The sequence below is a fragment of the Veillonella magna DSM 19857 genome (genome assembly GCF_000428745.1).
Lineage (GTDB): Bacteria > Bacillota > Negativicutes > Veillonellales > Veillonellaceae > Veillonella_A > Veillonella_A magna.
This window is the reverse complement of sequence record NZ_AUAN01000013.1, coordinates 1-26,454: the sequence shown is the minus strand read 5'-3', so window position 1 is coordinate 26,454 and position 26,454 is coordinate 1. Positions and strand designations below refer to the sequence as shown.

Sequence of the window (26,454 nt, the reverse complement as noted above, 5' to 3'; positions counted from 1 at the left end):
AATAGCAATAGGGAAATAACTACACGGGAGTAACTACACGTGAGTAACTGCATGGAAATATCTGTACGAAAACTTCTGTATGGAAATGCTTATACGGAAAGAGCCGTACGGGAATCACCGAGGGACTGTTTGAGAAAGAAGGGAGTGATCAGGTGAAGGAGTTGTCGTTAACAGAACATATCAAACGAGCCAAGCAAGGCGATACAGCCTCCTTTGCCTGGTTGGTGAATCGGTATAAATCACATATTGTGTCCGTTGCTTGGGGGATTTTGCAAAACCGAGAGGATGCAGAGGAGGTAGCACAGGATGCGTTTGTAAAGGCGTATATGTCTTTGCGTGAATTGACTCATGAAGAAGCGTTTTATCAGTGGCTAGTCACCATCGTGACCCATTTAAGTTTAAATCGCAAGAAGGCCATTGCCAGGCGTCGCGAAGAGATAACCGAAATGGCGGAGGAGCAAGGGGCCAGTCGATTGGCTGTGGCATCGGAGGAAGCGGATCGCATTGTGACTCGCGAGACGGTGCGGCAAGCCTTGCGGGGGTTATCGGAAGAAAAGCGTACAGTATTAATACTCCGTGAGTTACAAGGCTTTAGTTACGAGGAGATAGCAAAGATACTAAAGCTTCCGTTGGGGACGATAAAGTCTAGGATACATGCGGCACGGAATGAGCTTAAAATACGATTGATAAAGGAGGGCTGGCACAATGACATGTGATACGTGCAGAGCACAATTAAATGCATACTATGATAATGAATTGGATGCAGTGGAACGAATAGCTGTGGAAGGGCATTTGCATGAATGCCTGGGGTGTCGCGATGCATTGGCAGATATTGCGGCTGTGTCGGCTCTGGTGCAGGAGGCCATGCCTTTACCGGAGGTGGATGATGAGTTTACTGCAGCGGTTATGGCGCAGATTGAACAGCTGGAAGCTAAGAAAGACATGGTGCTACCGGCGGCGGAGCGGTCACGATATGTGGGTGCGCTTTCGATGCTCAGTACATGGCTGACGGTGATGGCCGCCGTGGTAGTGGTCGGTTTATTACCGATTGTGATACCCGTAGGAAGTATTGTAGCCGGTGTAGTCGGCGGATTGCTGGGATTAGCGGCCAGTCTGTCATTGGTGGCAGTAACGCTAAATCATGGCTGGGGCCTCATATGGTTGGTTATGGTTCTTGCCGGTGTATATGGAATTCGATATATGAGAAATCATGAATATGTGTAAGCGAGAGGATGTTATATGAAGCTAGGGAAATATATTTGGCAGCTATGTGTTATGGTGGCACTATTGCTTTTGCCATGGCAGTCGGTGGCGGAGGCACATACGTGGACATTACCGAGTTTTGCCAATCATCGCAATGTAGTGCAGTGGCAGGATACGACGGTGCCGGTAGGGTCTTCCGTTCATAATTTGATTGTCATCGGCGGTAATGCGGTTATTGATGGTGTGGTAACGGATAATATCGTGGTTGTTAACGGTGATGTTACGTTAGGTGAAGGTGCGTATGTAAAGGATCGTGTCTTCGTCTTCGGTGGTCACATGACGATGCACTCCGGTGCGGAAGTGGGGAACGGCATCATTCATTTAGGTGAGGATGTGACAACCTTAATCAGTATTCCGCTAGCCGGGCTATTAGCCTTGTTTATGGATTTTGTGCGACTGGTAGGTTTTGTGATACTCGTCGTGTTACCGGCGTTGTTGAGCAGACTCAGCGGTAATGCATGCGAATCGTTGCGGCGGATTACGGATGCGTATTTTGTGAAGAATATCGTCTATGGGTTGTTGTGGTCATTGGTACTCGTTGGGGGCGAGGTAGCGTTGGCCATGACGGGAATCGGTATTCCCATTGCTCTGCTGCTCATGGCGTTACACGGTATCGCTTGTATTGTTGGTATTGTCGGTGTAGCCGGGGCGATCGGTCATCACATTGTGACGGCCATGGTAGACGGAGCGTTAGTAAGTCGCACTAAAATGTATGCGTACGGTGGTTTTGCTTTGGCTTTGGTCACGGCAATTCCTGTGGTAGGTATTTTAGTCGGTCTTGTTTGTACGCTGGCCGGTTTTGGCAGTGTATGTATCGTAGTATCGAGAAGAAAGAAATGAGGACATAAATAATAATGAAACCATGTGATTGGCAAAAGGCATGGGGTGTAGGGTTAGCGGTTATTGTGTTGTATAGTTTGTTCAATTGGGCCTTGGCTGTAACGGATCCGGTGGAATCCAATTATGCGTTGACGGCGAAGGAGATGCTCTTGCGTGGGGATTTTTTAACGACCTACATCTATGGCCATCCATGGTATGATAAACCCATATGGACGTATTGGATGCTGATTGGCTCATACTCCTTATGGGGAATGAATGATTTTGCAGCCAGGTTTCCGTCGGTCATTGCCGCAGGGCTATCGGCAGTGCTCATGTATTACGGGGTGAAACGCATGACCGCGAATAGTCGCATGGCACTGTGGTCTTCGTTGATTATGAGTACCTTTTTAGAGTTTTGGTACATCAGTCACGGCGTCATTACGGATCAATATTTATTTTTATTTAGCTTGGGAACGTTTGTCTTTGCCTTCTTGGCACTGCGTGAGTATTCGGTTAGGTATTTATGTCTGGCCTACGCGATGGCCGGGTTGGCCGTCCTTGATAAAGGGCCTGTAGGCTTGGTGTTGCCCGGTATTATTTTATTGGCGTACTTGATCGGGCAAAAGCAGTGGAAACAGTTGCGCTTGTTGTTCCATCCTTGGGGACTTTTCGTTTTTGCCATTGTGGCATTGCCTTGGTATCTATATATGTATTATGCTCATGGTATGGATTTTGTGGAAGGATTTTTGGGATTGCACAATTACATACGGGCTACGATTTCCGAACATCCGGAGGATAATGTATGGTACTACTATATTGTTATTTGGTTGTTGGGAACTATGCCGTGGGGGCCGTTGGTAGGTTATGGCTTGTGGAAGGCACCGAAAAATAATGTGTACCGGTATGCGCTGACATGGAGCCTGGTAACCATACTCTTTTATAGTGTAATGGCAACGAAGTATATGACATATACCTATATTTCGCTCATCGGATTCTCCGTGATCGCCGCTATGGGATTGGAAGAGATATGGAGTGGAAACGTAGCCTTGCGTCGGTGCAGTTATGGTCTGTTGGTATCTGGTGAAGTTTTGCTGTTAGCCATTATTCTGGTCGGCGCCGGTTGGAAATTCTTGCCGGACAATCATGAAGCGCTGCTTCTCATGCTAATGGCGGTAGTGCTGTTGAGTATAGCCGGATACCGTATTTATTATCGTCACCAACAGGCGGTGACGGCACTGGGCTATGCGGTGGCTGCGATTGTATCGGTGTATACGATAGCGGCATTTTTACTAGCGCCGGTGATGAACTCCCGTTCCGGCGCGGAGTTAGCTAATGCGTATACGATGAAGCAAAGTGATGATGTGTATTTCTACGGTAAATTTTCTGCTTCTTACGTGTACTACTCCGGGCACAGCGCTATGCTGTTAACATATGGCAACAAGCCGATTACCGATGTATGGGCTATAGGGAAAACGGTAATGCCGTCGGAGCATCCGTCTAAATTGGTAGCCGATGTGTATGCCGGTACATACAATGCGGATCATCCGGCCTATATATATGTGCGCACCGGTGATGTGGAGCATTTTAAGCAATATGTGCCGGAAGGGCGATGCAAAGAAGTACAACGTCTGGGTAAGAATTGGGTGCTGTATAAGGCATATTGATTTGTTGGTTTGGCTATACATGAGAGAAGAGAAAAGAGCAGAAGAAACATAGTTAGTATTGGATGAGAGAAAGAGAATAGAACCATCCGTTATCGAGTAACAGCAGGTTGCTTGGTAACGGATGGTTTTTATCGTTTAATAGGTTAGATTTATTTATGAATACATCTAGTAATTGAAGCAAAGTACATTGTATGACAAATATAGTACGGCTTATCACAAAATGTAAATTGTTCTCGCGATTTATTAAAAAATAATGATTGTCAATTATAAAGTAGGGGAGTATACTAACCACATAAACAATAATCAATATTGATTATTGTTTATGGAGTATGAAATAGTTTACGATAAAAAGAGAACAAAAGAACTGAAAAGCAATTAAAAATCTGATTAATGATAGGAAATCATATAGGTAGCTATGTAATGCAGTATCAGAAAATGACAAAGAATAGTAGAGGCTAATTATGAAAGTATCTATATGTATTCTCATTAATCGAGAAAAAAAGGAGGACTTATTATGGCAGAAATGAAATGCCCTGTTACAGGTCATTTCGGACATGGCGTGTCGGCACAGGGAACGAAGAACAGTGATTGGTGGCCGGAACGATTGGATTTGGGGATTCTTCGTCAGAATTCCGAACTCAGCGACCCCATGGGGAAGGAGTTTGATTATGCGAAAGAGTTTGAATCACTTGATCTGGATGCTGTTAAAAAAGATTTACGAGCTTTGATGAAGGACTCGCAAGATTGGTGGCCGGCGGATTACGGTCATTACGGGCCTATGTTTATTCGCATGGCTTGGCACAGTGCGGGGACGTATCGTATGGCGGACGGTCGCGGCGGTGCTTCGGATGGTACGCAGCGGTTTGCCCCGCTTAATAGCTGGCCTGATAATGTACTCCTCGATAGAGCGCGTCGATTGCTTTGGCCGGTAAAACGTAAATACGGTCGTAAAATTTCATGGGCCGATTTAATTATCTTGGCCGGGACCTGTGCATTGGAGGATATGGGGTTTAAAACCTTTGGGTTTGCCGGTGGTCGCGAAGATGTGTGGGAAACGCAGCAGGATGTATACTGGGGCAAAGAAAAGACTTGGCTTGGCGATAATCGTCATGAAAAGGAAAAGCAATTGGAAAATCCGTTAGCGGCTACGCAGATGGGATTGATTTATGTGAATCCGGAAGGACCGAACGGTATGCCTGATGCGGTGGCTTCGGCGAAGGATATTCGAACTACCTTTGCGCGCATGGCGATGAATGATGAAGAAACGGTAGCGTTGATTGCCGGTGGTCATACCTTCGGTAAGGCGCATGGTGCCGGTAAGACTACACATGTAGGACCGGAACCGGAAGCGGCACCGATTGAACAGATGGGCATCGGTTGGAAAAGCGATTATAAATCCGGTAAGGGTGGCGACACCATCGGCAGCGGTATCGAAGGTGCTTGGAAGCCGAATCCGACTAAATGGGATATGGGTTATTTAAAGACACTCTTTGCGTATGATTGGAATTTAGTGAAAAGCCCGGCCGGTGCCTTCCAATGGGTGCCGGCAGATCCATCGGTTAAGACGGTAGTGGATGCGGCAGATCCTACAAAGCGTCATGCGCCGATGATGATGACCTCCGATTTGGCACTTCGCTATGATCCGGCGTACAAGAAAATTTGTGAACATTTCTTAGCGCATCCTGATGAGTTTGCTGATGCTTTCGCACGGGCATGGTTTAAATTGACACACCGCGATATGGGACCGCGTTCACGCTATCTTGGTCCGGATGTGCCGCAGGAAGAATTGATTTGGCAAGATCCGGTGCCTAAGGCTACGTATAAACAAATCGAAGCGGCTGATGTGGATGAGTTAAAAGATAGGCTACGTCAATCTGGAATCAGTCAGCGGGAGCTCATCGTAACGGCGTGGAAGTCGGCATCGACCTTCCGTGGATCGGATAAGCGAGGCGGGGCTAACGGTGCACGCATCCGTTTGGAACCGCAGGTGCACTGGATGGCAAATGAACCGGATAGCTTACTGCCTACGTTGACAGCGTTGGAACAGGTGCGCAGTGCTTTTAATGCGGCTCATCAGAAGGACGGTAAGCAGGTGTCCTTAGCCGATCTTATCGTTCTCGGTGGCAGCGTAGGTATTGAAATGGCCGCTAAGAAGGCGGGCTATGATATCGTTGTTCCCTTTACGCCGGGACGTACCGATGCTACGGCGGAACAGACCGATGCCGCTTCCTTCGGTGTGTTGGAACCGAAGGCGGATGCATTTAGGAATTTCCAAAAAGCAGAGTTTGCCGTTATGCCGGAAGAATTGATGGTTGATCGCGCACAGTTATTAACCTTGACTGCTCCGGAAATGACGGTATTAATTGGGGGCATGCGTGTAATGGGTACTAATTTCGGCGATTCCGATTTAGGTGTATTCACCGAAAGAAAAGGGGCCTTAACGAATGATTTCTTTGTAAACCTTACCGATATGAACACGGAATGGAAACCCAGTGCTTCGGAAAAAGGAATTTATGAAGGCTTTGATCGCAAGACAGGCGAACGTAAATGGTGTGCTACGCGAGTAGATTTAATCTTCGGTGCTCATTCCGAGTTGCGTGCATTGGCCGAAGTATACGGAGCTGACGATGGCGAAGAAAAATTAGTTCATGATTTTGTGAAAGCATGGACCAAGATTATGAATGCCGATCGTTTTGATGTGCGGTAAGACCGATTGTTGTTTTATTTCATACCAATGGCAATGTGGTTGGTATCATGGGATGACAAAAGCAGTGTTTGTGCTGTGGGAACGAAGATGACAGTAATAGATATAAAACGAATGGCATAAAAATAAAATTAAATAAGATAAAATTAAAGTTACATTAAAAAAGTATTGCAAAAGAGTTCGATATAGATTATAATAGGTTCATCGATGAGATAAGTTGTCATTTATTATGAGCCGAATCGTAGCAGAGGGATACTCTTTGTAGTCGTTCGGAGCATAGCGCGTTATATATAGTGTCTGTTCATGGGCTGCTCATGGGTAAGAAGCAGAGTACAAAGTGAGGAGTATGTACTATGAAAACGTTAGATGTAATTAATGCACGTAGAACCTATTATGCTATTAACGATCGGTTGCCGGTGGATGATACGGCGGTGGTTGACTTTGTGAAAAAGGCAACGGAATTGGTGCCGGATGCGTTTAACATGAAGAGCGCTCGTGCCGTTGTCGTCCTCGGTGACAAACATAAACAATTGTGGGATGTTATTTATGATGCATTTGAAGGCAAGGTACTGCGTGAGAAGATTGATAGCTTCAAAGCCGGTTACGGTACGGTCTTGTATTTTACGGATGAACCAACCGTGAAGGCGTTGCAGGATCAATTCCCTGCGTATGCCGGTAATTTTCCGCATTGGGCAGCACAGGCTGTGGGAATGCTTGAGTTTACCGTGTGGACCGGTTTACATGAATTAGGAATCGGTGCATCCATTCAGCACTATAATCCGGTGATTGATGCAGCAGTGAAAACATTGCTTCAGCTTCCGGAAGAATGGCATTTGGATGCGCAAATGCCGTTCGGTGGTATTGTGAGTGAACCGGGTCCTAAGGCAGCGGAAGATATTAATCAGCGCGTGCGTGTTATCAAGTAAATCATGTTGACGCTATAAGCGGGTCTATGTTATTATAGTGGAAAATAAAATAGATATGCTTCCTTCACCACCGGGTGAAGGGTGATAAGCAACCGAAGCTTTTCCGTAGGTACGGCGTTGTTGACGCTATAAGGAAGAGCTGCGGTTGCTTTTTTTATAAGGATTTTTTATAAGGAGGATATACTATGAACATTGCACCGTTTGCTGTAGAAGAATGGATGAATGCTTGGGAAGAGGGCGCCTTATATAACATTGCGGAAACCTGTGTGGATTCTATTTCGTTGACGGAATTGGCAACGCTTATCGGAGAAGCACCGGATGTGTTTGCAAAGGGATTGATGGAGCAGCGTATGACCTATGGACATATTGTAGGAGCGCCGGACTTTAAGGAAGGCATTGCATCGTTGTACAAGACGGTAACGCCGAAGGATATCGTACCCACCCATGGTGCCGCCGGTGCTAACCATCATGTCTTTTTATCGCTGATTAATCCCGGCGATCATGTGATTAGCGTAGCCCCTACGTATCAACAGCTATATGCGATTCCCGCTTCGTTGGGAGCTAAGGTGGACATACTTCGCTTGAAGAAAGAAAATGATTATTTGCCGGACCTCAATGAATTACGTAAATTGATGACACCGCAGACAAAAATGATTTGCTTAAACAACCCGAATAATCCGACGGGGGCACTGATGGACGAAGGGATCTTAGAAGAGATTGTCGCTATTGCCAGAGAGAATAATGCCTGGGTGCTCTGCGATGAGGTGTATCGTCATTTATCACAAAGTGATGAATGGTGTCCGTCTATTGCCGATATGTATGAAAAAGGAATTTCTGTTAGCAGTATGTCCAAAGTATTTTCGCTGGCCGGTCTTCGATTGGGATGGATTGCTTCTAGGGATACGGATGTCATTGCAAATTGCTTGCGTCATCGCGACTATAATTTAATCAGCTGCGGATTATTAGATGAATACATTGCCGGAAAAGCGTTGGCACATAAAGACGTGTTGTTAGCACGGAGTCGTCGTATTGTACGAGAAAATTTAGACATTCTTGATGCGTGGGTAGCATCGGAAACGCATGTAAGTTATGTAAAGCCGAAAGCAGGAACCACTGCTTTGGTACAGTACGATATTGCTATTCCGTCGTATGATCTTTGTGAAGCTATGTATAAAAAGACCGGTGCCTTTGTGACACCGGGGGATTGCTTCGATGAACCGTATTCGTTCCGTATCGGTTATGCATATGGTACGGAAACTTTAAAAAAGGGATTAGCGGCCATCAGTGAATACTTTGCTACTATAAAATAAGTGGGGCATCTACTGAAAAAATAAAAAGTAGAGTTATAGGAGAACACGTAGTATGCTACAGTGCCATGTACGGTATTCCATAATAGGTTTAAGGCTATAAGGATATAATAACAAAAAAGCGAGTATCCTAAGATACTCGCTTTAGCTGGTGCCGGAGGTGGGACTTGAACCCACACGGTGTTACCCGCTTGATTTTGAGTCAAGTGCGTCTGCCATTCCGCCACTCCGGCATATCGGAACGATACTTATTATATCTATAATACGGTTGATTGTCAATATGGGAGATAAAATAAAAATATATGAAATATAAAAGCGAGTATCCTAAGATACTCGCTTTAGCTTGGTGCCGGAGGTGGGACTTGAACCCACACGGTGTTACCCGCTTGATTTTGAGTCAAGTGCGTCTGCCATTCCGCCACTCCGGCACATCGGAACAATAGCTATTATACGGATAATCGTAAGGTATGTCAATACTTTTTTTTATAAAATTCCATTTGTGCTAGAGGGCGGAGGTGGTATAATAACAGAGAAAGTATATGGAAGGAGCCGTAGGATGGAGAAAGCGGAATTTTTACGACCTGTAGCAAATACATATCGACGACGCATTGATTTGAGTGGTTCGTGGTATTTTGCATTTGACGGGGCAAAAGATAGAAATTATGAGAATGGTGTACCGCGCCGTATGACCATACCTGTGCCCAGTGCCATGCAGGATTGCTTCGTGGCTCCCAATGAGCGTTTTTTCTGCGGAACCATGTGGTATGAAACGATGGCATTTGTGCCAAAGGCATGGCTTGGTGACGATGTGTTTCTTCGGTTTGAAGGCATTGGTCAACGGGCAGTGATTTACGTGAATGGCATAGAAGCGGGACGACATGAAGGTGCTTACACGCCGGCTATCGTAAGCATTACCCGACAGTTGCGTTATGGTGAGGAAAATCGCATTGTAGTAAAAGTGAATAATGAAATGTCGATGTACAGCCTACCGGCAGGGCATACGTGCAGTTTGCCGGATGGTCGAAAAGCCAATGTCAGTGATGCGCCGTACGAGGTACCGGCCGGTCTGTTCGGTGCTGTATCCATGTACACGGTACCGACGACGCGTTTAGTTGATGTATTTATTCAAACAACGGAGCTTACACCGGAACGCGCAGTGATTCATTACGTAGCCCAAGTACAGGGGAATTGTCTTGTGACGGTTACGTTGCGCGATCGAGATGGACGCGTGGTGGCTACCGGCGTTGGTGGTAATGCGAAGCTGACTGTAGAGAATCCACATATATGGAGTATCGGCAGTGGCTATTTATATACCATGGAGCTGGAGGTCAGCCGCTTAGGTAAGCAACACGATATGTATAGCGTTCGTTTCGGTATACGGACAGTGGCTGTTAAGGGAGGACAGCTCCTTCTTAACGGTGAACCGGTAATAATAAAAGGTGTTCATGTAAAAGCCGGTTTCGGCGATAGCCTTACGCACAGTGCTCCGCAGGCGAAACAGCGGTTACTACAAATTGCTGCGTTAGGCGGCAATTGTGTATTTAGTGGTGGTAGGCCGCTTCCGGAGAATGTATTGTCTATGGCCGATGAATGCGGTCTTATGGTCATTGATGAAATCCCGGCTGTCGGTTTGGGATTGACATCAGCCAATAATGGGGATGCACACTATGCGCGGGCGGATATGCGATCGCGTGCCTTGGAGGCGCATAAAGAAGCAATCCGGCGTCTCGTGCACCGTGATAAAAATCATACATCGGTTGTATGTTGGTCGCTAATGTATAAGCCGACTTCACTGACGAATGAGGATGCTGCTTATTTTGAAGGAATTTTCGATCAGCTTTTGCAAAGCGATTGGGAAGGGCGTCCTTGGGTGATGACGGTAGGGCAGATGCCGACATCGATTAGCGGCACTATCCTGGAAAAATGTAAGTTAATGATAGTGGCAAGCGGTGAAGATGTTTGGGGGCATGCAGCCGTAGCCGTACAGGATGCATTGTATAAGACGATTATGGAATGGCAAACAAAGGCACCGGATGTAGGTGTGGTTGCTTTGCTTGGCAAGGAAGACAATCGTGGTGCGCATCTTACATGGCAGACACAATCGTCCTTAACGGATATGTATCAAAGTCTTTTGGCGATGTTAGGCGCTATGCCCAATGTGCGCGGGGCATTGGTATACGAAGATGCATTCGCATTGGGGAAAGAAGCGTTAAAAAGTTGGTAACAGACAGCAGTAAGGAGGATGTAATATGGTACCGGAGATTGAATTACTTAAAGGGCTGACGGAAGCGCAGCGCAATTATGTATTAATGAAAGCGGCTAGTAAAAAGGATACGGCCGTTGCTTATTTATGCTGGTTCTTAGTGGGCGTTCACTATTTTTATTTAGGCAAGCCGATTATTAATATTTTGTACTGGATTACCGGCGGTGGTTTCTTGATTTGGATGCTTATTGATTTATTTCGCATTCCCGGAATGGTGCGACGTTATAATTATAAGAAATTAGAGGAAGCCATTGCAGAAGCTAAAGAGCTGTATCCGTCAGAGCATATAACGATCGAGTCGTAAGCAAAGGGGCTGTAACGATACACCCTTACAAATAAGAAGGCGAGTTGAAGATGTATTTGTATCTTCAACCCGCCTTCTTTCCTATGTATATAAGAAAAAGGCCCTTCGGGCCTTTTCTTATTTGTAGTTGATGTAAGGTAATATAGTATCTATCATACGTATTTATTTAAAAAAGCGGCCAATAATTGGCATGCGTTGTCCGTCATGACGATCTAATCCTTTAAGTAGCACCATGATGATTACATAGATGACACCGCCGATGGCTGCACTGATGACCATGGCTAGGAACATCGGCATAAGCGGAGCAATATATCCATAGATGAAGTACATGGCTATGCCCATAATTACGGCGCTGACAATATTTTTCCAAAGGATGGAAATATCAAGAAAGTAACCGGTATAACGCTTTATCCAAATGAGATTGAGTAAAGCGGCTACGCCGATATCGGCTACGGTAGCATACGAAGCGCCGGCGATACCAAGCCAAGGAATAGCCGTTAAATTCCAGTTTAAAATTACTTTACATATGGCGGCAATCCCCATGTTGATTACCGGTAGGGTCGGTTTGCCGAGGCCTTGGAGGATACCGGTCGTTACCTGGTGTAGTCCGAGAAAGAAAATAGCGATAGCCAAAATTTGCGTTGCTTCGGCAGCTTTTGGCGCATTATAGATAACGGTTACTACCGGTTCGGCCAACACGTAGAGCATCAACGTAAACGGCACTGTGGCCATAAAGGTAATGCGCATAGCGCCGGATGTGCGATAGAAGACGCCTTTCGCATCGTTTAGCGACTTGGCATTGGAAATAGCCGGTACCAAGCTGGTAGCTAAGGCAGCAGTAATGATGGTGGCCAAGTTGATAAGAGGCACCGCCATACCGGTTAGATACCCGAATAACTCGGTGGCCTCACCGGTGGAAAAACCGGCAACGGCCAACCGACGAGGGACGATAAACAAATCCAGGTTAGCTACTAAAGGCAACATAACGCTGGCTAACGAAATAGGAATGGCCAGTTTAATTAATCGGTAGAGAATAGAACCGGAGCTTTCCTTCTCGATAACCGGTCGTTGCGAAAGACTGTCGGATGGAGTCATTTCGTCAGTGACTGTGGTGTCTGTATCGTTGTCGGTAGCAGTGGTTTTCTTATGGCGTTCGTTGGCACGTTGTGAAGTGCCGGTGCCTTCTAACGGTGTACCATCGGCCAAGCGTGGTAACTTATAGTAGTAATACATGAGAACGACCAATGCACCAAAGGCACCTATACCGGCTCCTAAGCTGGCCCCGCCGGCAGCGGCAGCCAGTCCGTAAGGCAACAGGAGATATCCGGCGCCGAGCATAACGACTACGCGCAGCAGCTGTTCGATAATTTGACTGATGGCAGTCGGTGTCATTAGTTGCCAACCTTGTAAATACCCGCGATAGCAAGAGATGAGGGTAACAAAAAAGATGGCCGGCGACAAGGCAATTAATGAATAGTATGCCCTGTTATCAATGATGTATCCGGATGAAATTAACCAATCCGAACCGAAGTACATGAGCAAGCTGCACAGTAAGCCGGTGATGAATAATAAATTAAAGGATAAGGTGAATACCTTCTTGGCACCGGTATAATCGCAGCGTGCCACCTTTTCGGCGGTGACAATAGAAATCGCAATAGGAATCCCTGCACTGGATACTTGCAGAGCTAAGAGATAAATCGGAAAGGCCATCTGGTAAATACCAATCCCTTCGCCGCCGAGGACACGGGACAGTAAGATCCAGTTGATGCTGCCGATTGCTTTGACGACAAAGCCGGCAATCGTCAGTACCAGAGTGCCTTGTAAGAATCTGTTAACCATAGAAACTCCCTATAAATATGTAATACTGTTCAGCTTCTTATTGTAGCACAGTTTTTATTCCTACGCATTAGATAAATGAGAAGGTCCGGCGGCACTTTTTGCCCCGGTAGTGACAAAAAAGATGCAGTAACAAAAAGCGCTCCTCGCCGTAACGAGGAGCTTGATAAACTATAACTACTTATGAAATAGCTTGGCAGTATAGGTAATTGTAAAGATAGATAATTTTGCTACGCTGTTCATGGCAGTAAGCAAAATAGTTTGCCAAGCGAGTAGCTTTACTGTAACGCTTGTTTATTATGCAAGGTTACCACATCGTCGGTATTGTCTTCGGTTACCGTGTACTGCGGAGCCGTGCCGACAAAGCGGAGTACAAGGGCGATAATAAAGTTGAGGACAAATAAGCCGGCAAATGTGTATAGTGTAATGTTATAGCCGGAGGTAGTTTCACGTAATACCGAGATCAGCATCGGACCGGCAATACCGGCAAAGCCCCACGCGGTAAGAATGCGACCATGAATAGCACTGAGTGCTTTGGTACCGAAGAGATCGCTCAAGTAAGCGGGCATGCAACTGAAACCACCGCCGTAGCAGGTGATAATCAAGAATACCAAGGCTTGGAATACGAAGGGAGTATCGGTGTTAGCCAGCATAGCGAAGGCGCCGATTTCCAAAAGGAAGAAGAGGGCATAGGTGATACCGCGACCGAGGTAGTCGGAGATGGTGGACCATACAATGCGACCACCCCCGTTTAACAGTCCGATAAGACCGACCATAGAAGCAGCTTGCGTCGGTGTCATGCCTACTACTTCTTGAGCCATCGGCGAGGCAACAGCCAGGAGACCGATACCGCAGGTGATGTTAATAAAGAATACCCACCACAATGCGGAGAACTGCCAGGTGCGCATAGCATCATGGGCGGTCATGCCACGCTGTAACAAACGAGATTCCGGTTTGTTAGCATCTACTGCAGGCGGTTTGAGGTACAGCGAAGATAGGGCCATAACGATGATATAGGCACAACCCAGTACCAAGAAGGTATTAATTAAGCCATAATTGACAGTAAGATACTGCATAAGGGGACCGGCGAGAAGCGCGGCGAAGCCAAAGCCCATAATAGCCAGGCCTGTGGCAAAACCACGATTGCGAGGGAAGTACTTTACCAGTGTAGATACAGGAGTAATGTAGCCAACGCCAAGACCGATACCGCCGATGACACCATAGAAGATATACAAGAGAGTTAAGCTATGCTGCGTTAATGCGTAAGCGGTTCCGAGCATGCCGATACCGAAGAAGCAAGTGGATAGAAGACCGCTTTTCTTCGGGCCGATTTTTTCCGCAAAGCTACCCAGTAGACCGGCGGAGAGGCCTAAAAACAGAATAGCCAAGGAGAAGGTCCAGGTGGTTTCCTTTAAGGACCAACCCATAGCGGCCATGATAGGCCGAGTCAATACACTCCAGGCGTAAACGCTGCCGATGCAAATGTGAATGCCCACGGCAGCGAGGGCGATAAGCCAACGATTTCTCATAATTTCATCCCTTTCTGTACGTCCCTCGAGTGACTCAGATACAAAAAGACCGCCTGAGCTCCTCGAAAGGGTGCCCAGACGGTCGGCAATACAAAGCGGTTACAGTACATGTGGTCAATTCCACTTATCCGTCAGCACTGTAGGCTTACTAATGATGGAATCATTATAACATACATGTATTGCTTGTCAACGTACAAATTGATAATTTTCGATTATCAATGGTATGTATAAATTAGATGTAGTTACTATAGACAATAACTGTAGGCAGTACCTATAGGTAGTAATTACAGGCAGTAACTACAGACAGTAACTACAGACAGTAACTACAGGCAATAACCATAGTCTGCTGTCGCCGTTAACCTAATAGGTGAGCTGGATTGGCATTAAATACGGTTAGACGAACCAAGTACGTCTTTAATCTTATGCTGTACCATACCTTTGATGGCATCACGAGCCGGTCCTAAGTATTTGCGAGGATCGAATTCGCCAGGGTTTTTGGTAAGGTATTCGCGTACGGTAGCCGTCATAGCCAAGCGCAAGTCGGTGTCGATGTTAATTTTGCAAACAGCCATGGAAGCGGCTTTGCGAAGCATTTCTTCCGGAACGCCTTGGGCTCCCGGAATGTCACCGCCGAATTCATTGCATTTCTTTACAAATTCCGGCAATACGCTGGAAGCACCGTGAAGTACGATCGGGAAGTCCGGTAATAATTTACCTACTTTTTCCAAACGGTCAAAGTCGAGGTACGGCGTGCCCTTGAACTTGTAAGCACCGTGGCTGGTACCGATAGCGATAGCCAAGGAGTCAACGCCGGTGAGGTGTACAAATTCGGCAGCCTGTTCCGGATCGGTGAAGATAGCATCGTTGGCAGACACATTCACGTCATCTTCTACGCCGGCTAAACGGCCGAGCTCGGCTTCGACAACAACACCGTGAGCATGTGCGTATTCAACTACTTTTTTAGTAAGAGCAACGTTTTCTTTGAAATCGTATTTGGAGCCGTCGATCATAACGGATGTAAAGCCGCCGTCGATGCAGTCTTTGCAAAGCTCGAAGGTGTCACCGTGGTCGAGATGTAAGGCAATCGGTAAATCCGTATCGGCTAAAGCAGCTTCTACCAATTTAATCAAGTAGATGTGCTTAGCATATTTACGGGCACCGGCGGACACCTGCAAAATTAACGGGGACTGTTCTTCTTTGGCAGCATCGACAATCCCTTGAACGATTTCCATATTATTAACATTAAAGGCACCGATAGCATAGCCGCCTTTATAGGCTTTTTCAAACATTTCTTTAGTGGATACTAATGGCATTTGTTATTCCTCCTTGTAATCACCTAATGTAATGTTCCGCTCACAGTTCGCGTGATGTCGGGATAGATTAGGTACCAGTGATACTGCTTCATGCAGTGTATTCTACTGTTAGTATAGCAAGAAGATGGTAAGTCGGCTACTATGAATTGTATATAAAAAGCACCCGTAATGGGTGCTTACGTTGTAGGCGCTGCGTTGTTGTGGGACTTAATCGTTCCCAAGTGCGCTTGTAATAAGGGTTTCCATGCGTCGGGAATAGGTGCAGTCAGAGAAATATACGCTCCCGTCATGGGGTGGACAAATTGCAGCCCGCCGGCGTGTAAGGCCTGGGTAGTCAGTAAATCCGTAGACCCGCCGTAAATATCATCACCTAAAAGAGGAAAGCCCAGGTGTGCCATGTGAACGCGAATTTGATGTGTACGTCCCGTATGCAATAGGAAACGCACATAAGAAAGGCGCTGTCCGTGGGCCAGGCATTCGATGTCGGTGTGAGCCCATTTGCCGGTTAGTGCGCAATAGCGTTCGATGATGCTGCCGGCTTTGCGATCAATAGGCCAGTGAACGGTTAGTTTAGCAGCAGGAAAGTTACCATCGCAAAGACCATCGTAAATTTTACGGAATGTCACCCGTTTTTTGCTAAAGCTGTGTTGCACGAAGGCATTTTTAGCAATGATAACCAGTCCGGAGGTATCCTTGTCCAATCGGTGTACCGGATGAAAGGCGGCATCGGCTTGATTGGTACTGTCGTAATAGGCGATGACGGCATTCGCTAAGGTATGATACCGTTCATCGGATGTGGGATGCATCAACAGCCCGCCGGGCTTATTGATGACGAGCAGATGTTCATCTTCGAAAGCGATGCTCAGAGGAACGGACCAAGGCTCTATATGGCGCGGTGCTTCCAAGTAGACTTCGAGGCAATCGCCGCAGCTGAGAATCGTATCCCAGGTGCATGGCAAGCCGTTGCGCTGAAATCGTCCGTGTGTTCGCAGACGCCGCCGCATTGCTTGAGAAACGCCATGTTGTTTTACGGCATGATTGATAGAGATGCGCCTTTGATCCGGTGGTATAAAAATGGATAATAAAGGTTTCATAGTTTATACACTTTCTAACTTTTGGTAATACAATGCATACATTGTATCCTATCGCCGTAGCGGATACAAGCGGGAGCATGAAAAATTTTCATATCAATTTAAAAGGGTGTGGCGAATGGCTATTCGGCAATGGTACTTCATATGATATAATATCTGTATTCCGGTATAGTATAGGAATAAGAATTGACTATAGTATAGGAATATACAATGATTACAAAGTGAGGAGGCGTGAGAATGGCAAAGGATTGTTCATTTGACGTTGTGTCGGAAGTCAGCATGCAGGAGGTGGACAACGCCGTCAATCAGGCGAAGAAGGAAATCGGTACGCGCTATGATTTTCGCGGCAGTAAGTCCGAGATTTCCCTCGACGGCGATACCATCAAAGTCGTTTCCGATGATGAGTATAAATTAAATGCAGTAATAGATGTAATAAAAGGAAAAATGGTAAAGCGCGGTGTGGCGTTGAAGAATTTGGACTACGGCAAGGTAGAACCGGCTTCGGGAGCTACGGTGCGTCAGGTGATTACGATTAAAAAAGGTATTTCTAAAGAAACTGCTAAAGAAGTCGTTAAGTTGATTAAGAATATGAAGCTTAAGGTGACGGCACAGATTATGGAAGATCAAGTGCGTGTAGCCGGCAAGGATAAGGATTCGTTGCAGGCTGTCATCGGTATGTTGAAACAACAGGACTTGCCGGTTGAACTACAGTTTGTGAATTTTCGCTCGTAATCACGCATAGGGGGCAGCTCACAAGGGCTGCTTCTTTGCGTAAGGAGGTATAGTTGGACGTAGAAAATATGCGCGGCGGATACACGACCGGGTCATGTGCCACGGCCGGTATGAAGGCGGCATTGTTGGCACTTCTTGAAGAAGAGTATCCAAGTCGCGTGCAAATAGAAAATCCTCAAGGTCAGTGGATTGATGTACCGGTAAAGGCGGTGCGTCGTCTTAGTGATACCGTGGCGGAGGCCACCATCGTTAAGGATGGCGGTGATGATCCGGATGTAACACATGGCACAGATGTGGTGACTACGGTAACGCTTACCGATGACGGTGTTCTGCGGTTTCAAGCAGGACACGGTGTAGGGACAGTGACTAAAGAGGGATTGGCATTAGCGCTGGGAGAGCCGGCCATTAACCCCGGTCCGCGGGCGATGATGAAGCTGGTGTTTGATGCATATTGCAAGGTACCGCAAGGTGTTGTGGTAACGGTAAGTGTTCCCGAAGGCGAAGCACTGGCGAAAAAAACACTTAATGCCACGCTAGGCATTGAGGGCGGCATATCCATTATCGGTACGACGGGGATTGTGAAGCCCATGAGTGAAGAAGGATTTAAAAACTCGTTGGTACCACAGCTGCGAGTCATGTATGCGGCCGGTCATAGAACGGCTGTGTTAGTGCCGGGACGCATCGGACAGGAGTTGGCTAAACATGTACTGGGCATTCCTGTAGAACGCCAAGCAGAGACGAGTAATTTTATCGGCTTCATGTTGGAACAATGCGTTAAGATTGGTTTTACTAAAGTGCTTATTATCGGTCACATCGGTAAAATTATTAAGCTGGCCAGTGGGAGCTTTCACACGCATAACCGCATGAGCGACGGACGTATGGAAACGTTGGTAGCGTACGCGGCGTTAGACGGAGCTTCGCAGAAGGTGGCTCAAGAAATTATGGAGTGCCGTACGACAGAAGCGGCTATGCCTATTCTGGCACGGGAGCATCTGGAAAGCGTCTATCAGCGTGTGGCCGATCGGGCAGCGATGCGATCCGAACGCTATATTGCCGGTGAGGCCAAGGTAGGGATTATTATTGCTACCTTGGATGGAGATATTTTAGCGGTCAATGATACGGCCCAAGCTATCGGAGGTGAAGAAGGTTGGCACATACCCTCCGTATAATCGGAATCGGTCCGGGCAACCCCGACTATGTCGTGCCCATCGGTCTCAAACGAATTGCCGAGGCCAAGGTATTGGTAGGTAGCGAGCGTGCGCTACAGGATTTTGCCCGTGACGGACAACAGTGTTACCCGGTGACAGGCAAGCTCAGTGAACTAGCCTTGTGGATTGAACAGCAGTTAACGCATGATGATGTTGTGGTGCTGGTTAGCGGCGATACGGGGTACTATAGTTTATTGCCGTATTTAAAGAAAAAATTTCCTACCTATCCGTTAGAGGTCATTCCCGGTATCAGCTCGATGACGTTTGCTTTTGCACGGCTCGGTGAAGTATGGCAGAACGCAGATTTGATGAGCTTTCACGGGCGCATTCCACCGGCGGATAAGCTGCGCTACGAAGAAGGACGAACGCTGGGGTTTTTAACGGATAAGGAGCATAATCCGGCAGCGATTGCGCGGATTCTGATGGATGAACATGGCTGGCCGAAGGAAACAACGGCGGCTGCCTGTGAGCGCCTCAGCTATGAGGATGAACGTATTGAACGGGCCACGCTTGGCGATATTGCCGAGTTACCCGGATTTTATCATTCAGTATTGGTGGTGATGGGATGAGACATTTTTTTGGAATTGATGATGACGAATTTATTCGCGGCGATGTACCGATGACGAAAAAGGAAATCCGTGCAATGGTGCTTAATGAAGCCCGCGTGCAGGAGGACAGTAAGGTGCTTGACGTCGGTGCCGGTACAGGATCGATTTCCATTGAAGCAGCTTTGGGTGCACCGAACGGTCACGTGTATGCCATTGAGCGTTTCGCTAAGGGCATCGAGCTTATTAAAGCAAACGCTGCTAAATTTAATGTGCATAATTTGACAGTAATTGAAGCTAAAGCGCCGGAGGGCATGGCTGACTTACCCCCGCTGGATGCGATTATTATCGGCGGCAGCGCCGGTGGTATGGGGGCTATTTTGGATGCATCGGAGCGATTGTTAAAAGACGGTGGTCGTTTGGTGGTTACCGCAGTGACTATGGAAACAGGGCACACGATATTAAAGGAACTAAAAGGGCGACCATTTACGTATGAAGGATTTCAGATGCAGGTAAACCGCTTTCGCAAGGCGGGACCGTATCATCTGCTGAATCCGTTGAGTCCGATTTTTATTGTTACGGCTGTAAAACAGCCACAGGAGGTATAGAGCGTGGCACAGGTACATATTGTCGGCGCAGGCCCGGGAGATCCGGAGCTCATTACGCGCAAGGGATATCGTTTGGTTAGTGAAGCTGATATCGTTATTTATGCAGGATCGTTGGTAAATCCTGAAATTCTGCAGGCCTGCAAAGAAGGCTGTGAAATTCATAACAGTGCTATGATGAATCTGGATGAAGTATTGGCGGTTATGAAGAAGGGCGCTGCCGAAGGAAAAAGCATTGTTCGTCTTCATACCGGTGATCCGGCTATTTACGGCGCCATTCAAGAACAGATGGATGCGCTGGATGAGTTGGGAATCAGCTATGATGTGACGCCGGGCGTCAGTTCCTTCTTGGCTACGGCAGCCGCGTTGAAACAAGAATATACATTGCCAAATGTATCCCAGACAGTTATCATTACACGTATGGAAGGTAGAACCCCGATGCCGCCGAAGGAAAAGCTGGCTTTATTGGCATCCCATGAAGCAACCATGTGCATTTTCCTCAGCGTGCAGATGATTGATAAGGTTGTGGAAGAGCTTATCGGCGGCGGTTACGCAAAAGAAACGCCGGTGGCCATTGTAGTCAAGGCATCGTGGCCGGATCAGCGGATTATCCGTGGTACATTGGAAACTATTGCGGATATTGTAGCCAAGGAAGGCGTACTTCGTCAGGCGATGATTGTTGTCAGCAAGGTACTGGACAGTGACTATGAGTTGTCCAAGCTGTACGACAAAGGCTTCAGCCATATGTATCGGAGCGCTAAGGAATGAGTGTGTTAACGGCAACGGAGACTGATAAAGAAAGTGGTAGCCGGTCACGGATTGCCATTATGGCCGTAACAGCTAAAGGGGCCGCCTTAGGTCAACAGGTGGCGGCACAATTGCGCCAGTCCGGCGATGCGGTGGTATGTTACGAGAAAAGCGGTCGCGAAAGCGGTGATGAAGCCATTGTGTATACTTCACTAAAGCCGATGATGGAGGAAATTTTTAATGGCTATGATCGGTTGCTCTTCATTATGGCCACCGGTATTGTGGTGCGCATGATTGCCCCTTATGTGGTGCATAAGTCATCGGATCCGGCCGTGGTTGTTATGGATGAAGGTGCTCATCATGCGATCAGTCTCTTGTCCGGGCATTTAGGCGGGGCCAATGAATGGACGGCAGAAATTGCGCAGATAGCCGGTGCCGATCCGGTGATAACCACAGCAACGGATGTCAATGGATTGCCGGCGCCGGATGTGTTGGCTCGCAAGCTGGGACTGGCTGTAGATGATTTTACGGATTTGCGTCATGTGAATGCTGCTATTGTAGCCGGTGAGCCGGTGCGCTATTATTTGGATACCTCGCTGTCTGAGTTTGAGACGTATCGCGAACAGGCGATGGCTTACGGCATTAAGGTAGTCCCTTTTGACGGCGCAGCTTGTCAGGGCGACGATTTGCCGAGAAGCAACGGTGATAAGGCAAATCAGATTCAGAGAACAGATAGCGTAAAGAGTACCGGTGATAATGAGTGTGAGATAGCTGTGCGCATTATTATTACGGACCGCATGATGACGGTAGCGGGTACGCGATTGTTTTTGCGACCTAAGACCATGACAGTGGGGATTGGCTGTCGTCGCGATACACCGGCAGAGATGATAGAAGCGGCTGTACTCGACTCACTGGCCAATTTAGGGCGTTCGCCGAAGAGTGTTTACGGAGCTGCATCGGTGATTGTCAAGGCTGATGAAAAGGGGCTATTGGCAGCTATGAAACGATTGGGATGGCCCATTCAATTTTATACGCAAGAAGAAATGAAACCGCTCATTGCAGCGGCTGATATAGAAGAATCAAATTTTGTTAAACAGACGATAGGAGTAGGAAACGTATGCGAAACAACGGCAATGTTACTGGCCAAGAGCCGGGAATTATGGCAGAAAAAAACAGTGTATCCCAGAACCACGGTGGCAATAGCACGGGTACGGTAAAGGTAATTGGCATCGGACCGGGCAATGACGAATATATGACACCGCAGGCGCGGGAAGCTATTTTGGAAGCAGACCGTGTAGTAGGTTATTTAACATACTTAGACTTGATTAAGGATTTGATTGCCGATAAGGAAACAGTGGGCACGGCAATGATGCAGGAAGTAGACCGTTGCCAACAGGCGATTGACTTAGCGTTAGAAGGTCATAAGGTTGTCGTTGTATCCAGTGGTGATCCGGGCATTTACGGTATGGCCGGTTTGGTTATGGAACTGGCTAACAAGGTTGATGCTGATCGCCGTCCGGAAGTAGAAATTATTCCGGGCCTGAGCGCAGTCAATGTGGCGGCATCCGTTTTGGGGGCACCGCTTATGCACGACTTTGCAGTTATCAGCCTCAGTGATTTGATGACTCCGTGGGAGCTTATCAAGAAACGTGCTGATTTATGTGCGGAAGGGGATATGGTTATTGCCCTGTACAATCCGCGCAGTAAAAAACGTGTTACCCATCTTGATGAAGTGCGCGAATTAGTATTGAAGCACCGCGATCCGAAGACGCCGGTAGGTATTGTACAAAAAGCGGGGCGTAAGGGGCAGCATATCGTGATTTCCGATTTGGAACACTTTACTAAAGAAGAAGTCGATATGCAAACGTTGGTTATTATCGGCAACAGTCAGACGTATGTGGAAAACGGTCGTATGATTACGCCGCGTGGTTATAAATTATGATTTGGGTTATTGCCGGTACACTCGATGGACGGCGTCTTGCCGTGACTGTGCGTGAACATACGAAAACGCCGGTCTTGGTATCTGTTGTTAGCCGGTATGGAGCAGAACTGGCGGCTCATGAAGGTATTGAAGTACATACCGGTAGACTGGATGAAGAGGCGATGAAGACTCTGATTCGCGAGAAAAATATTAGTTTGCTTGTCGATGCCAGTCATCCTTATGCAGCAATCGTGACGGCTACTGCGCGCAGTGCGGCGGCGGCTGAAGGAATTCCGTTTGTTCGTTTTGAGCGAGCGGAGGTTCCCTTGCCGGCGTATGATAAATTACATCATGTGTCGAATGAAGATGAAGCGGCTGCTCTGGCAGGAAAATTAGGCGATATTATATACCTCACGACGGGCAGTAAGACAATGCATATTTTTGCCAAGGCGGACGCATTGAAGAATAAAACGGTGTGGACCCGCGTGTTGCCGACGGCAGAGGTATTGACTATGATGGAAGAGCTGGGCGTATCACCGAAGCATATTATTGCTATGCAAGGGCCGTTCAGTTATGATATGAATCGCATTATGTTCAGTGATACCAAGGCCGAAGTCGTAGTCATGAAGAATTCCGGTCTCGTAGGCGGATCCGATACGAAGTTAAAAGCGGCGATGGACCTGGGGCTGCATATTATCGTTATCGATCGCCCGCAGCCTGCAAAGGGGGCTACGACGATAACATCGGCTGATGAATTTATTGATTTATGGGAGGATAGAGTAAATGGACTATGTAAAAAATCCTAAAGCCATTGAAGATAAAAGTATGGAGCTCATTTACCCGTACGTAAAAGACTTAGGTTTAACAGAGGATGAAGTGCGCGTTTATTCGCGTACGATTCATGCATCCGGCGATGTGGAGTATGCGCAGCTGGTGCGCACCAGTCCTGATGCGGTAGCAAAGGGCATCGAAGCGTTGAACAAGGGAGCGCATATTTATTGTGACGTAGAAATGGTGCGCACCGGCATCAACAAACCGGCGTTGGCATTGCGCGGCAGTGAAGTACACTGCTTGATTAAGGATCCGAAAGTAGCGGAGCTGGCAAAAGAATTAGGCGTTACTCGTTCTATTGCGGCTATGCGCACCTTCGGCAAGCAGTTGGATGGACAGATTGTGGCTATTGGCAACGCACCGACCGCTCTTTATGAAGTATTGCGGTTAGCCTTGGAAGAAGGAGTGCGTCCGGCACTTATCGTAGGTATCCCGGTAGGCTTTGTGGGTGCGGCGGAATCTAAGGATTACTTAATGGAAGTATCACCGGTGCCGTATATTACGGTAAAAGGGAACAAAGGCGGCAGTCCGATTGCGGCTTCTGTTATTAATGCGCTTTTATATACCAATGTTAAGCGCGATACGATGTTATTTGTACAGGGAGACGAGAAGAAATAAAATGACCGGAACAGCAAAGACGCGTAATGCGTGGCGTATGACGGTAGTTCTCGTGTTTTTAGGGGCTGCCTTGGCGGCCCTTGTGCTGTCTATGGCCTTTGGTTCGGCGGACATTACCATTGCTAAGATTTGGCATACGCTGTGGAGTCCCACGTTACAGGATACACAGGATATGGTTATCTGGAACATTCGCTTCCCTCGCAACATTGTAGCGGCTTTGGTAGGCGCTAACCTTGCTGTGGCCGGAGCTATCTTGCAAGCAGTGATGAAAAATCCCTTAGCGGATCCACAGATTGTAGGCGTTTCATCAGGGGCCGGCTTGGCAGGCGTTATTATTTTGATTTTATTTCCCAGCTGGGAATATTTGGTGCCGATGGTAGCTTTTGTCGGTGCTTTGGCAGCTGCTCTCATGGTGTATGCGTTAGCATGGCGCAATGGCATCCGACCGACGCGTATTATTTTGGCCGGTGTGGCGGTAGCGGCCTTTTTGGGATCGGGGATTTCGGCGTTACTGGTATTCTACGGTGATCGCGTACAAGGAGCCCTTCTTTGGATGGTAGGCGGCTTATCGGCGCGCAGCTGGCCACAGGTGTATGTGTTGGCTCCTTACACGGTGGTAGGTCTTATTCTTGCCTTCTTGGGCAGTCGGCGGCTTACCATATTGTCATTGGGCGATGAAACGGCCAAGGGATTGGGCTTGCCCGTGGAACAAACTCGCTTTATGATGACGGCTGTAGCCGCTTTTTTAGCAGCCAGTGCAGTCAGTGTGGCGGGCCTAATCGGTTTTGTGGGGCTCATTATTCCTCATATTGCCCGTATGATTATCGGTACGGAGTATCGCTTTTTATTGCCCGGATCTGCATTTTTAGGGGCAGCCGTACTTGTTGTCAGCGATACGCTGGGACGAGTTCTGTTTAGTCCTGTAGAGGTACCGGTAGGAATCATCATGGCCTTTTTCGGAGCGCCATTCTTCTTGTGGTTGTTAAGGAGGGATGCGTAATGCCGAGGACGGAGCCGGTGATTACCGTTGCAAATTTATCGTTGGCCTTTGGTGAAAAACAGGTACTTAAAGAAATCGATTGGACGGTAGAAGGCGGTAAAATTACAACGCTTATAGGGCCGAACGGTTGTGGTAAAAGTACATTGCTTAAATCTATTGTAGGTACCTTGAAGCCACAGCAAGGAACGATCATGCTACAGGGAAAGCCCACATCTTCATGGGCAGCTAAGGAATTAGCCAAGCATATGGCATTTTTACCGCAAACACCGGAAATGCCAAAGGACATTACTGTGGAAGAATTGGTATACTGCGGTCGTTTTCCTCACCAAAATTGGTGGCGTAATACGGCCGGGGAAGATCGTCGTGCTGTAGAGGCAGCGATGGCAGCTACTAAAACATCGCACCTCAAGGAGCAACGGGTGAGTTCTTTATCCGGTGGCGAGCGGCAACGGGTGTGGATTGCTATGGCATTGGCCCAGGAGCCGACGGTGCTTCTTCTTGATGAACCTACAACGTATCTTGACATTAATCATCAGTTTGAGATTATGGAATTATTGCGACGCTTAAATGAAGAGCGAGGCCTGACGGTTGTCATGGTACTTCATGAATTAAATCAAGCAGCACGTTACTCAGATGCTATTGCGGTTCTCAGTGGTGGTCACATGGTAGCGACCGGCTCACCGGATACAGTCATGACAGCAGAACTGTTGCGTACAGTATTTGCCGTGGACAGTACTATCGAACGGGAATCCGATGGGTCACCGTATGTAAAAATTCACGGACTGCTGTAAGTGATAAGTTGTTCGATAACAGACTATGTTTGATAATAGACTATACATAATAAAATCGGTATCTTTGGCGGTGGCCAATCATGTATAGACGCATGATGAGCTGTTGCGAGAGATACCGATTTTTGTTTTTAGTTTACTTATGGGGAGAATCGAAATTGTACTCATCGGTGTGATTATCGGGTTATAGGACAAAAAGTGTGTGTGGATAACTCCAATTAATCCCAATACGTGGGAAGTTCCGTGGACATATGCAATTCATTCCAGGCAATTGCGTCACCCCATTTAGGTATGGTATTGTTCACACGGTTGTTGTTCCAAGTTATTTTCTTATAAATAGCAGATATACTTTCATCTGTAGGCATATCGTTTAATAGTTCTGAAAGAGAAAGCGGTCTTGGCGAATGCATATAGCACCACCAATAGACCGCTTTTAATCG

General features: G+C 47.2%; 24 protein-coding genes, 2 tRNA genes, 1 pseudogene and 1 riboswitch. Of the genes and pseudogenes, 20 read left to right on the top strand and 7 right to left on the bottom strand.

The window, feature by feature from the left end; translation table 11 throughout:
- Positions 1–152 precede the first annotated feature (152 nt).
- From G344_RS0105590 to G344_RS0105560, 7 genes are all read left to right on the top strand, one after another.
- Positions 153–716 (top strand): RNA polymerase sigma factor, encoded by a 564-nt coding sequence (locus tag G344_RS0105590; RefSeq protein ID WP_028255349.1) that lies wholly within the window; start codon positions 153–155, stop codon positions 714–716.
- Positions 706–1,224, top strand: coding sequence for an anti-sigma factor family protein (locus G344_RS0105585; RefSeq protein ID WP_028255348.1), 519 nt, complete (start codon positions 706–708; stop codon positions 1,222–1,224). Before G344_RS0105590 ends, G344_RS0105585 begins: the two co-directional genes overlap by 11 nt.
- Before the next feature lie 15 nt (positions 1,225–1,239).
- Positions 1,240–2,103 carry a hypothetical protein gene (locus tag G344_RS0105580; RefSeq protein ID WP_028255347.1) on the top strand — a complete coding sequence of 288 codons (864 nt, stop codon included), beginning with the start codon at positions 1,240–1,242 and terminating at the stop codon, positions 2,101–2,103.
- A gap of 14 nt (positions 2,104–2,117) precedes the next feature.
- Positions 2,118–3,746, top strand: a complete 1,629-nt coding sequence (locus tag G344_RS11480) for an ArnT family glycosyltransferase (protein WP_051245788.1) — start codon at positions 2,118–2,120, stop codon at positions 3,744–3,746.
- Between the two features lie 514 nt (positions 3,747–4,260).
- The gene (gene katG, locus G344_RS0105570) at positions 4,261–6,453 is read left to right on the top strand and encodes a catalase/peroxidase HPI (protein ID WP_028255346.1); all 2,193 of its coding nucleotides are present in this window, start codon (positions 4,261–4,263) and stop codon (positions 6,451–6,453) included.
- Positions 6,454–6,803: 350 nt separating this feature from the next.
- The gene (locus G344_RS0105565) at positions 6,804–7,376 is read left to right on the top strand and encodes a nitroreductase family protein (RefSeq protein WP_028255345.1); all 573 of its coding nucleotides are present in this window, start codon (positions 6,804–6,806) and stop codon (positions 7,374–7,376) included.
- Positions 7,377–7,561: 185 nt separating this feature from the next.
- The gene (locus G344_RS0105560) at positions 7,562–8,686 is read left to right on the top strand and encodes an aminotransferase (protein ID WP_028255344.1); all 1,125 of its coding nucleotides are present in this window, start codon (positions 7,562–7,564) and stop codon (positions 8,684–8,686) included.
- Between the two features lie 146 nt (positions 8,687–8,832).
- Here G344_RS0105560 and G344_RS0105555 read toward each other — a convergent pair.
- A tRNA-Leu gene (locus tag G344_RS0105555) sits at positions 8,833–8,916 on the bottom strand.
- A 111-nt stretch (positions 8,917–9,027) separates the two neighbouring features.
- Positions 9,028–9,111, bottom strand: a tRNA-Leu gene (locus G344_RS0105550).
- A gap of 128 nt (positions 9,112–9,239) precedes the next feature.
- On the opposite strand from G344_RS0105550, the gene G344_RS0105545 reads away from it, so the two are divergent.
- Positions 9,240–10,907, top strand: a complete 1,668-nt coding sequence (locus G344_RS0105545; protein ID WP_028255343.1) for a glycoside hydrolase family 2 — start codon at positions 9,240–9,242, stop codon at positions 10,905–10,907.
- A 25-nt stretch (positions 10,908–10,932) separates the two neighbouring features.
- A complete protein-coding gene (locus G344_RS11475; RefSeq protein ID WP_051245786.1) occupies positions 10,933–11,250 on the top strand; it encodes a TM2 domain-containing protein in 318 nt (105 codons plus the stop codon).
- 162 nt (positions 11,251–11,412) lie between these two features.
- Here G344_RS11475 and G344_RS0105535 read toward each other — a convergent pair whose 3' ends face one another.
- From G344_RS0105535 to G344_RS10765, 4 genes are all read right to left on the bottom strand, one after another.
- Entirely contained in the window at positions 11,413–13,089 is a 1,677-nt protein-coding gene (locus G344_RS0105535) for a putative polysaccharide biosynthesis protein (protein ID WP_028255341.1), read from the bottom strand.
- A gap of 275 nt (positions 13,090–13,364) precedes the next feature.
- Positions 13,365–14,615 (bottom strand): L-lactate MFS transporter, encoded by a 1,251-nt coding sequence (locus G344_RS10770; RefSeq protein WP_083963074.1) that lies wholly within the window; start codon positions 14,613–14,615, stop codon positions 13,365–13,367.
- 65 nt (positions 14,616–14,680) lie between these two features.
- Positions 14,681–14,764, bottom strand: a riboswitch (ZMP/ZTP riboswitch).
- Between the two features lie 234 nt (positions 14,765–14,998).
- On the bottom strand, positions 14,999–15,928 hold the full coding sequence (gene fba / locus G344_RS0105525; protein WP_028255340.1) for a class II fructose-1,6-bisphosphate aldolase: 930 nt from the start codon (positions 15,926–15,928) through the stop codon (positions 14,999–15,001).
- Between the two features lie 176 nt (positions 15,929–16,104).
- Positions 16,105–17,022 (bottom strand): RluA family pseudouridine synthase, encoded by a 918-nt coding sequence (locus G344_RS10765; RefSeq protein ID WP_051245783.1) that lies wholly within the window; start codon positions 17,020–17,022, stop codon positions 16,105–16,107.
- A gap of 234 nt (positions 17,023–17,256) precedes the next feature.
- Between G344_RS10765 and G344_RS0105515 the strand changes: the two genes are divergently transcribed.
- Genes G344_RS0105515 through G344_RS0105465 form a run of 11 tightly spaced genes read left to right on the top strand, consistent with a single transcriptional unit; the run spans position 17,257 to position 26,017 of the window.
- A complete protein-coding gene (locus G344_RS0105515) occupies positions 17,257–17,751 on the top strand; it encodes a YajQ family cyclic di-GMP-binding protein (protein WP_028255339.1) in 495 nt (164 codons plus the stop codon).
- A 53-nt stretch (positions 17,752–17,804) separates the two neighbouring features.
- Positions 17,805–18,920: a cobalt-precorrin-5B (C(1))-methyltransferase CbiD gene (cbiD, locus tag G344_RS0105510; RefSeq protein ID WP_028255338.1), complete on the top strand. Its 1,116-nt coding sequence runs from the start codon at positions 17,805–17,807 to the stop codon at positions 18,918–18,920.
- Positions 18,899–19,528, top strand: coding sequence for a precorrin-6y C5,15-methyltransferase (decarboxylating) subunit CbiE (gene cbiE, locus G344_RS0105505; protein ID WP_028255337.1), 630 nt, complete (start codon positions 18,899–18,901; stop codon positions 19,526–19,528). The genes cbiD and cbiE overlap by 22 nt, the downstream gene beginning before the upstream one ends.
- Positions 19,525–20,112: a precorrin-6Y C5,15-methyltransferase (decarboxylating) subunit CbiT gene (gene cbiT, locus G344_RS0105500; protein ID WP_028255336.1), complete on the top strand. Its 588-nt coding sequence runs from the start codon at positions 19,525–19,527 to the stop codon at positions 20,110–20,112. Before cbiE ends, cbiT begins: the two co-directional genes overlap by 4 nt.
- 3 nt (positions 20,113–20,115) lie before the next feature.
- Positions 20,116–20,877, top strand: coding sequence for a precorrin-4 C(11)-methyltransferase (gene cobM, locus G344_RS0105495; RefSeq protein ID WP_028255335.1), 762 nt, complete (start codon positions 20,116–20,118; stop codon positions 20,875–20,877).
- On the top strand, positions 20,874–22,073 hold the full coding sequence (locus tag G344_RS0105490; protein WP_051245781.1) for a cobalt-precorrin 5A hydrolase: 1,200 nt from the start codon (positions 20,874–20,876) through the stop codon (positions 22,071–22,073). Before cobM ends, G344_RS0105490 begins: the two co-directional genes overlap by 4 nt.
- The gene (gene cobJ / locus G344_RS0105485; RefSeq protein ID WP_071838097.1) at positions 22,016–22,798 is read left to right on the top strand and encodes a precorrin-3B C(17)-methyltransferase; all 783 of its coding nucleotides are present in this window, start codon (positions 22,016–22,018) and stop codon (positions 22,796–22,798) included. The genes G344_RS0105490 and cobJ overlap by 58 nt, the downstream gene beginning before the upstream one ends.
- Positions 22,795–23,583: a precorrin-6A reductase gene (gene cobK / locus G344_RS0105480; RefSeq protein ID WP_028255332.1), complete on the top strand. Its 789-nt coding sequence runs from the start codon at positions 22,795–22,797 to the stop codon at positions 23,581–23,583. Before cobJ ends, cobK begins: the two co-directional genes overlap by 4 nt.
- Complete coding sequence (locus G344_RS0105475) at positions 23,561–24,226, top strand: precorrin-8X methylmutase (RefSeq protein WP_028255331.1); 666 nt, start codon at positions 23,561–23,563, stop codon at positions 24,224–24,226. The genes cobK and G344_RS0105475 overlap by 23 nt, the downstream gene beginning before the upstream one ends.
- A 1-nt stretch (position 24,227) precedes the next feature.
- Positions 24,228–25,226: a FecCD family ABC transporter permease gene (locus G344_RS0105470; protein ID WP_028255330.1), complete on the top strand. Its 999-nt coding sequence runs from the start codon at positions 24,228–24,230 to the stop codon at positions 25,224–25,226.
- The gene (locus G344_RS0105465) at positions 25,226–26,017 is read left to right on the top strand and encodes an ABC transporter ATP-binding protein (RefSeq protein ID WP_038155046.1); all 792 of its coding nucleotides are present in this window, start codon (positions 25,226–25,228) and stop codon (positions 26,015–26,017) included. Before G344_RS0105470 ends, G344_RS0105465 begins: the two co-directional genes overlap by 1 nt.
- A 215-nt stretch (positions 26,018–26,232) precedes the next feature.
- Here the strand turns inward: G344_RS0105465 and G344_RS0105460 are convergent.
- Positions 26,233–26,454, bottom strand: a pseudogene (locus G344_RS0105460) (IS256 family transposase); the annotation flags it as partial.

Excerpts from the sequence above, each read along its gene's own strand:
- G344_RS0105585 (WP_028255348.1), top strand. The coding sequence starts at position 706 with ATGACATGTGATACGTGCAGAGCACAATTAAATGCATACTATGATAAT.
- G344_RS0105580 (WP_028255347.1), top strand. The coding sequence starts at position 1,240 with ATGAAGCTAGGGAAATATATTTGGCAGCTATGTGTTATGGTGGCACTA.
- G344_RS11480 (WP_051245788.1), top strand. The coding sequence starts at position 2,118 with ATGAAACCATGTGATTGGCAAAAGGCATGGGGTGTAGGGTTAGCGGTT.
- katG (WP_028255346.1), top strand. The coding sequence starts at position 4,261 with ATGGCAGAAATGAAATGCCCTGTTACAGGTCATTTCGGACATGGCGTG.
- G344_RS0105565 (WP_028255345.1), top strand. The coding sequence starts at position 6,804 with ATGAAAACGTTAGATGTAATTAATGCACGTAGAACCTATTATGCTATT.
- G344_RS0105560 (WP_028255344.1), top strand. The coding sequence starts at position 7,562 with ATGAACATTGCACCGTTTGCTGTAGAAGAATGGATGAATGCTTGGGAA.
- G344_RS0105545 (WP_028255343.1), top strand. The coding sequence starts at position 9,240 with ATGGAGAAAGCGGAATTTTTACGACCTGTAGCAAATACATATCGACGA.
- G344_RS11475 (WP_051245786.1), top strand. The coding sequence starts at position 10,933 with ATGGTACCGGAGATTGAATTACTTAAAGGGCTGACGGAAGCGCAGCGC.
- G344_RS0105535 (WP_028255341.1), bottom strand. The coding sequence starts at position 13,089 with ATGGTTAACAGATTCTTACAAGGCACTCTGGTACTGACGATTGCCGGC.
- G344_RS10770 (WP_083963074.1), bottom strand. The coding sequence starts at position 14,615 with ATGAGAAATCGTTGGCTTATCGCCCTCGCTGCCGTGGGCATTCACATT.
- fba (WP_028255340.1), bottom strand. The coding sequence starts at position 15,928 with ATGCCATTAGTATCCACTAAAGAAATGTTTGAAAAAGCCTATAAAGGC.
- G344_RS10765 (WP_051245783.1), bottom strand. The coding sequence starts at position 17,022 with ATGAAACCTTTATTATCCATTTTTATACCACCGGATCAAAGGCGCATC.
- G344_RS0105515 (WP_028255339.1), top strand. The coding sequence starts at position 17,257 with ATGGCAAAGGATTGTTCATTTGACGTTGTGTCGGAAGTCAGCATGCAG.
- cbiT (WP_028255336.1), top strand. The coding sequence starts at position 19,525 with ATGAGACATTTTTTTGGAATTGATGATGACGAATTTATTCGCGGCGAT.
- G344_RS0105490 (WP_051245781.1), top strand. The coding sequence starts at position 20,874 with ATGAGTGTGTTAACGGCAACGGAGACTGATAAAGAAAGTGGTAGCCGG.
- cobJ (WP_071838097.1), top strand. The coding sequence starts at position 22,016 with ATGGCAGAAAAAAACAGTGTATCCCAGAACCACGGTGGCAATAGCACG.
- cobK (WP_028255332.1), top strand. The coding sequence starts at position 22,795 with ATGATTTGGGTTATTGCCGGTACACTCGATGGACGGCGTCTTGCCGTG.
- G344_RS0105475 (WP_028255331.1), top strand. The coding sequence starts at position 23,561 with ATGGACTATGTAAAAAATCCTAAAGCCATTGAAGATAAAAGTATGGAG.
- G344_RS0105470 (WP_028255330.1), top strand. The coding sequence starts at position 24,228 with ATGACCGGAACAGCAAAGACGCGTAATGCGTGGCGTATGACGGTAGTT.
- G344_RS0105465 (WP_038155046.1), top strand. The coding sequence starts at position 25,226 with ATGCCGAGGACGGAGCCGGTGATTACCGTTGCAAATTTATCGTTGGCC.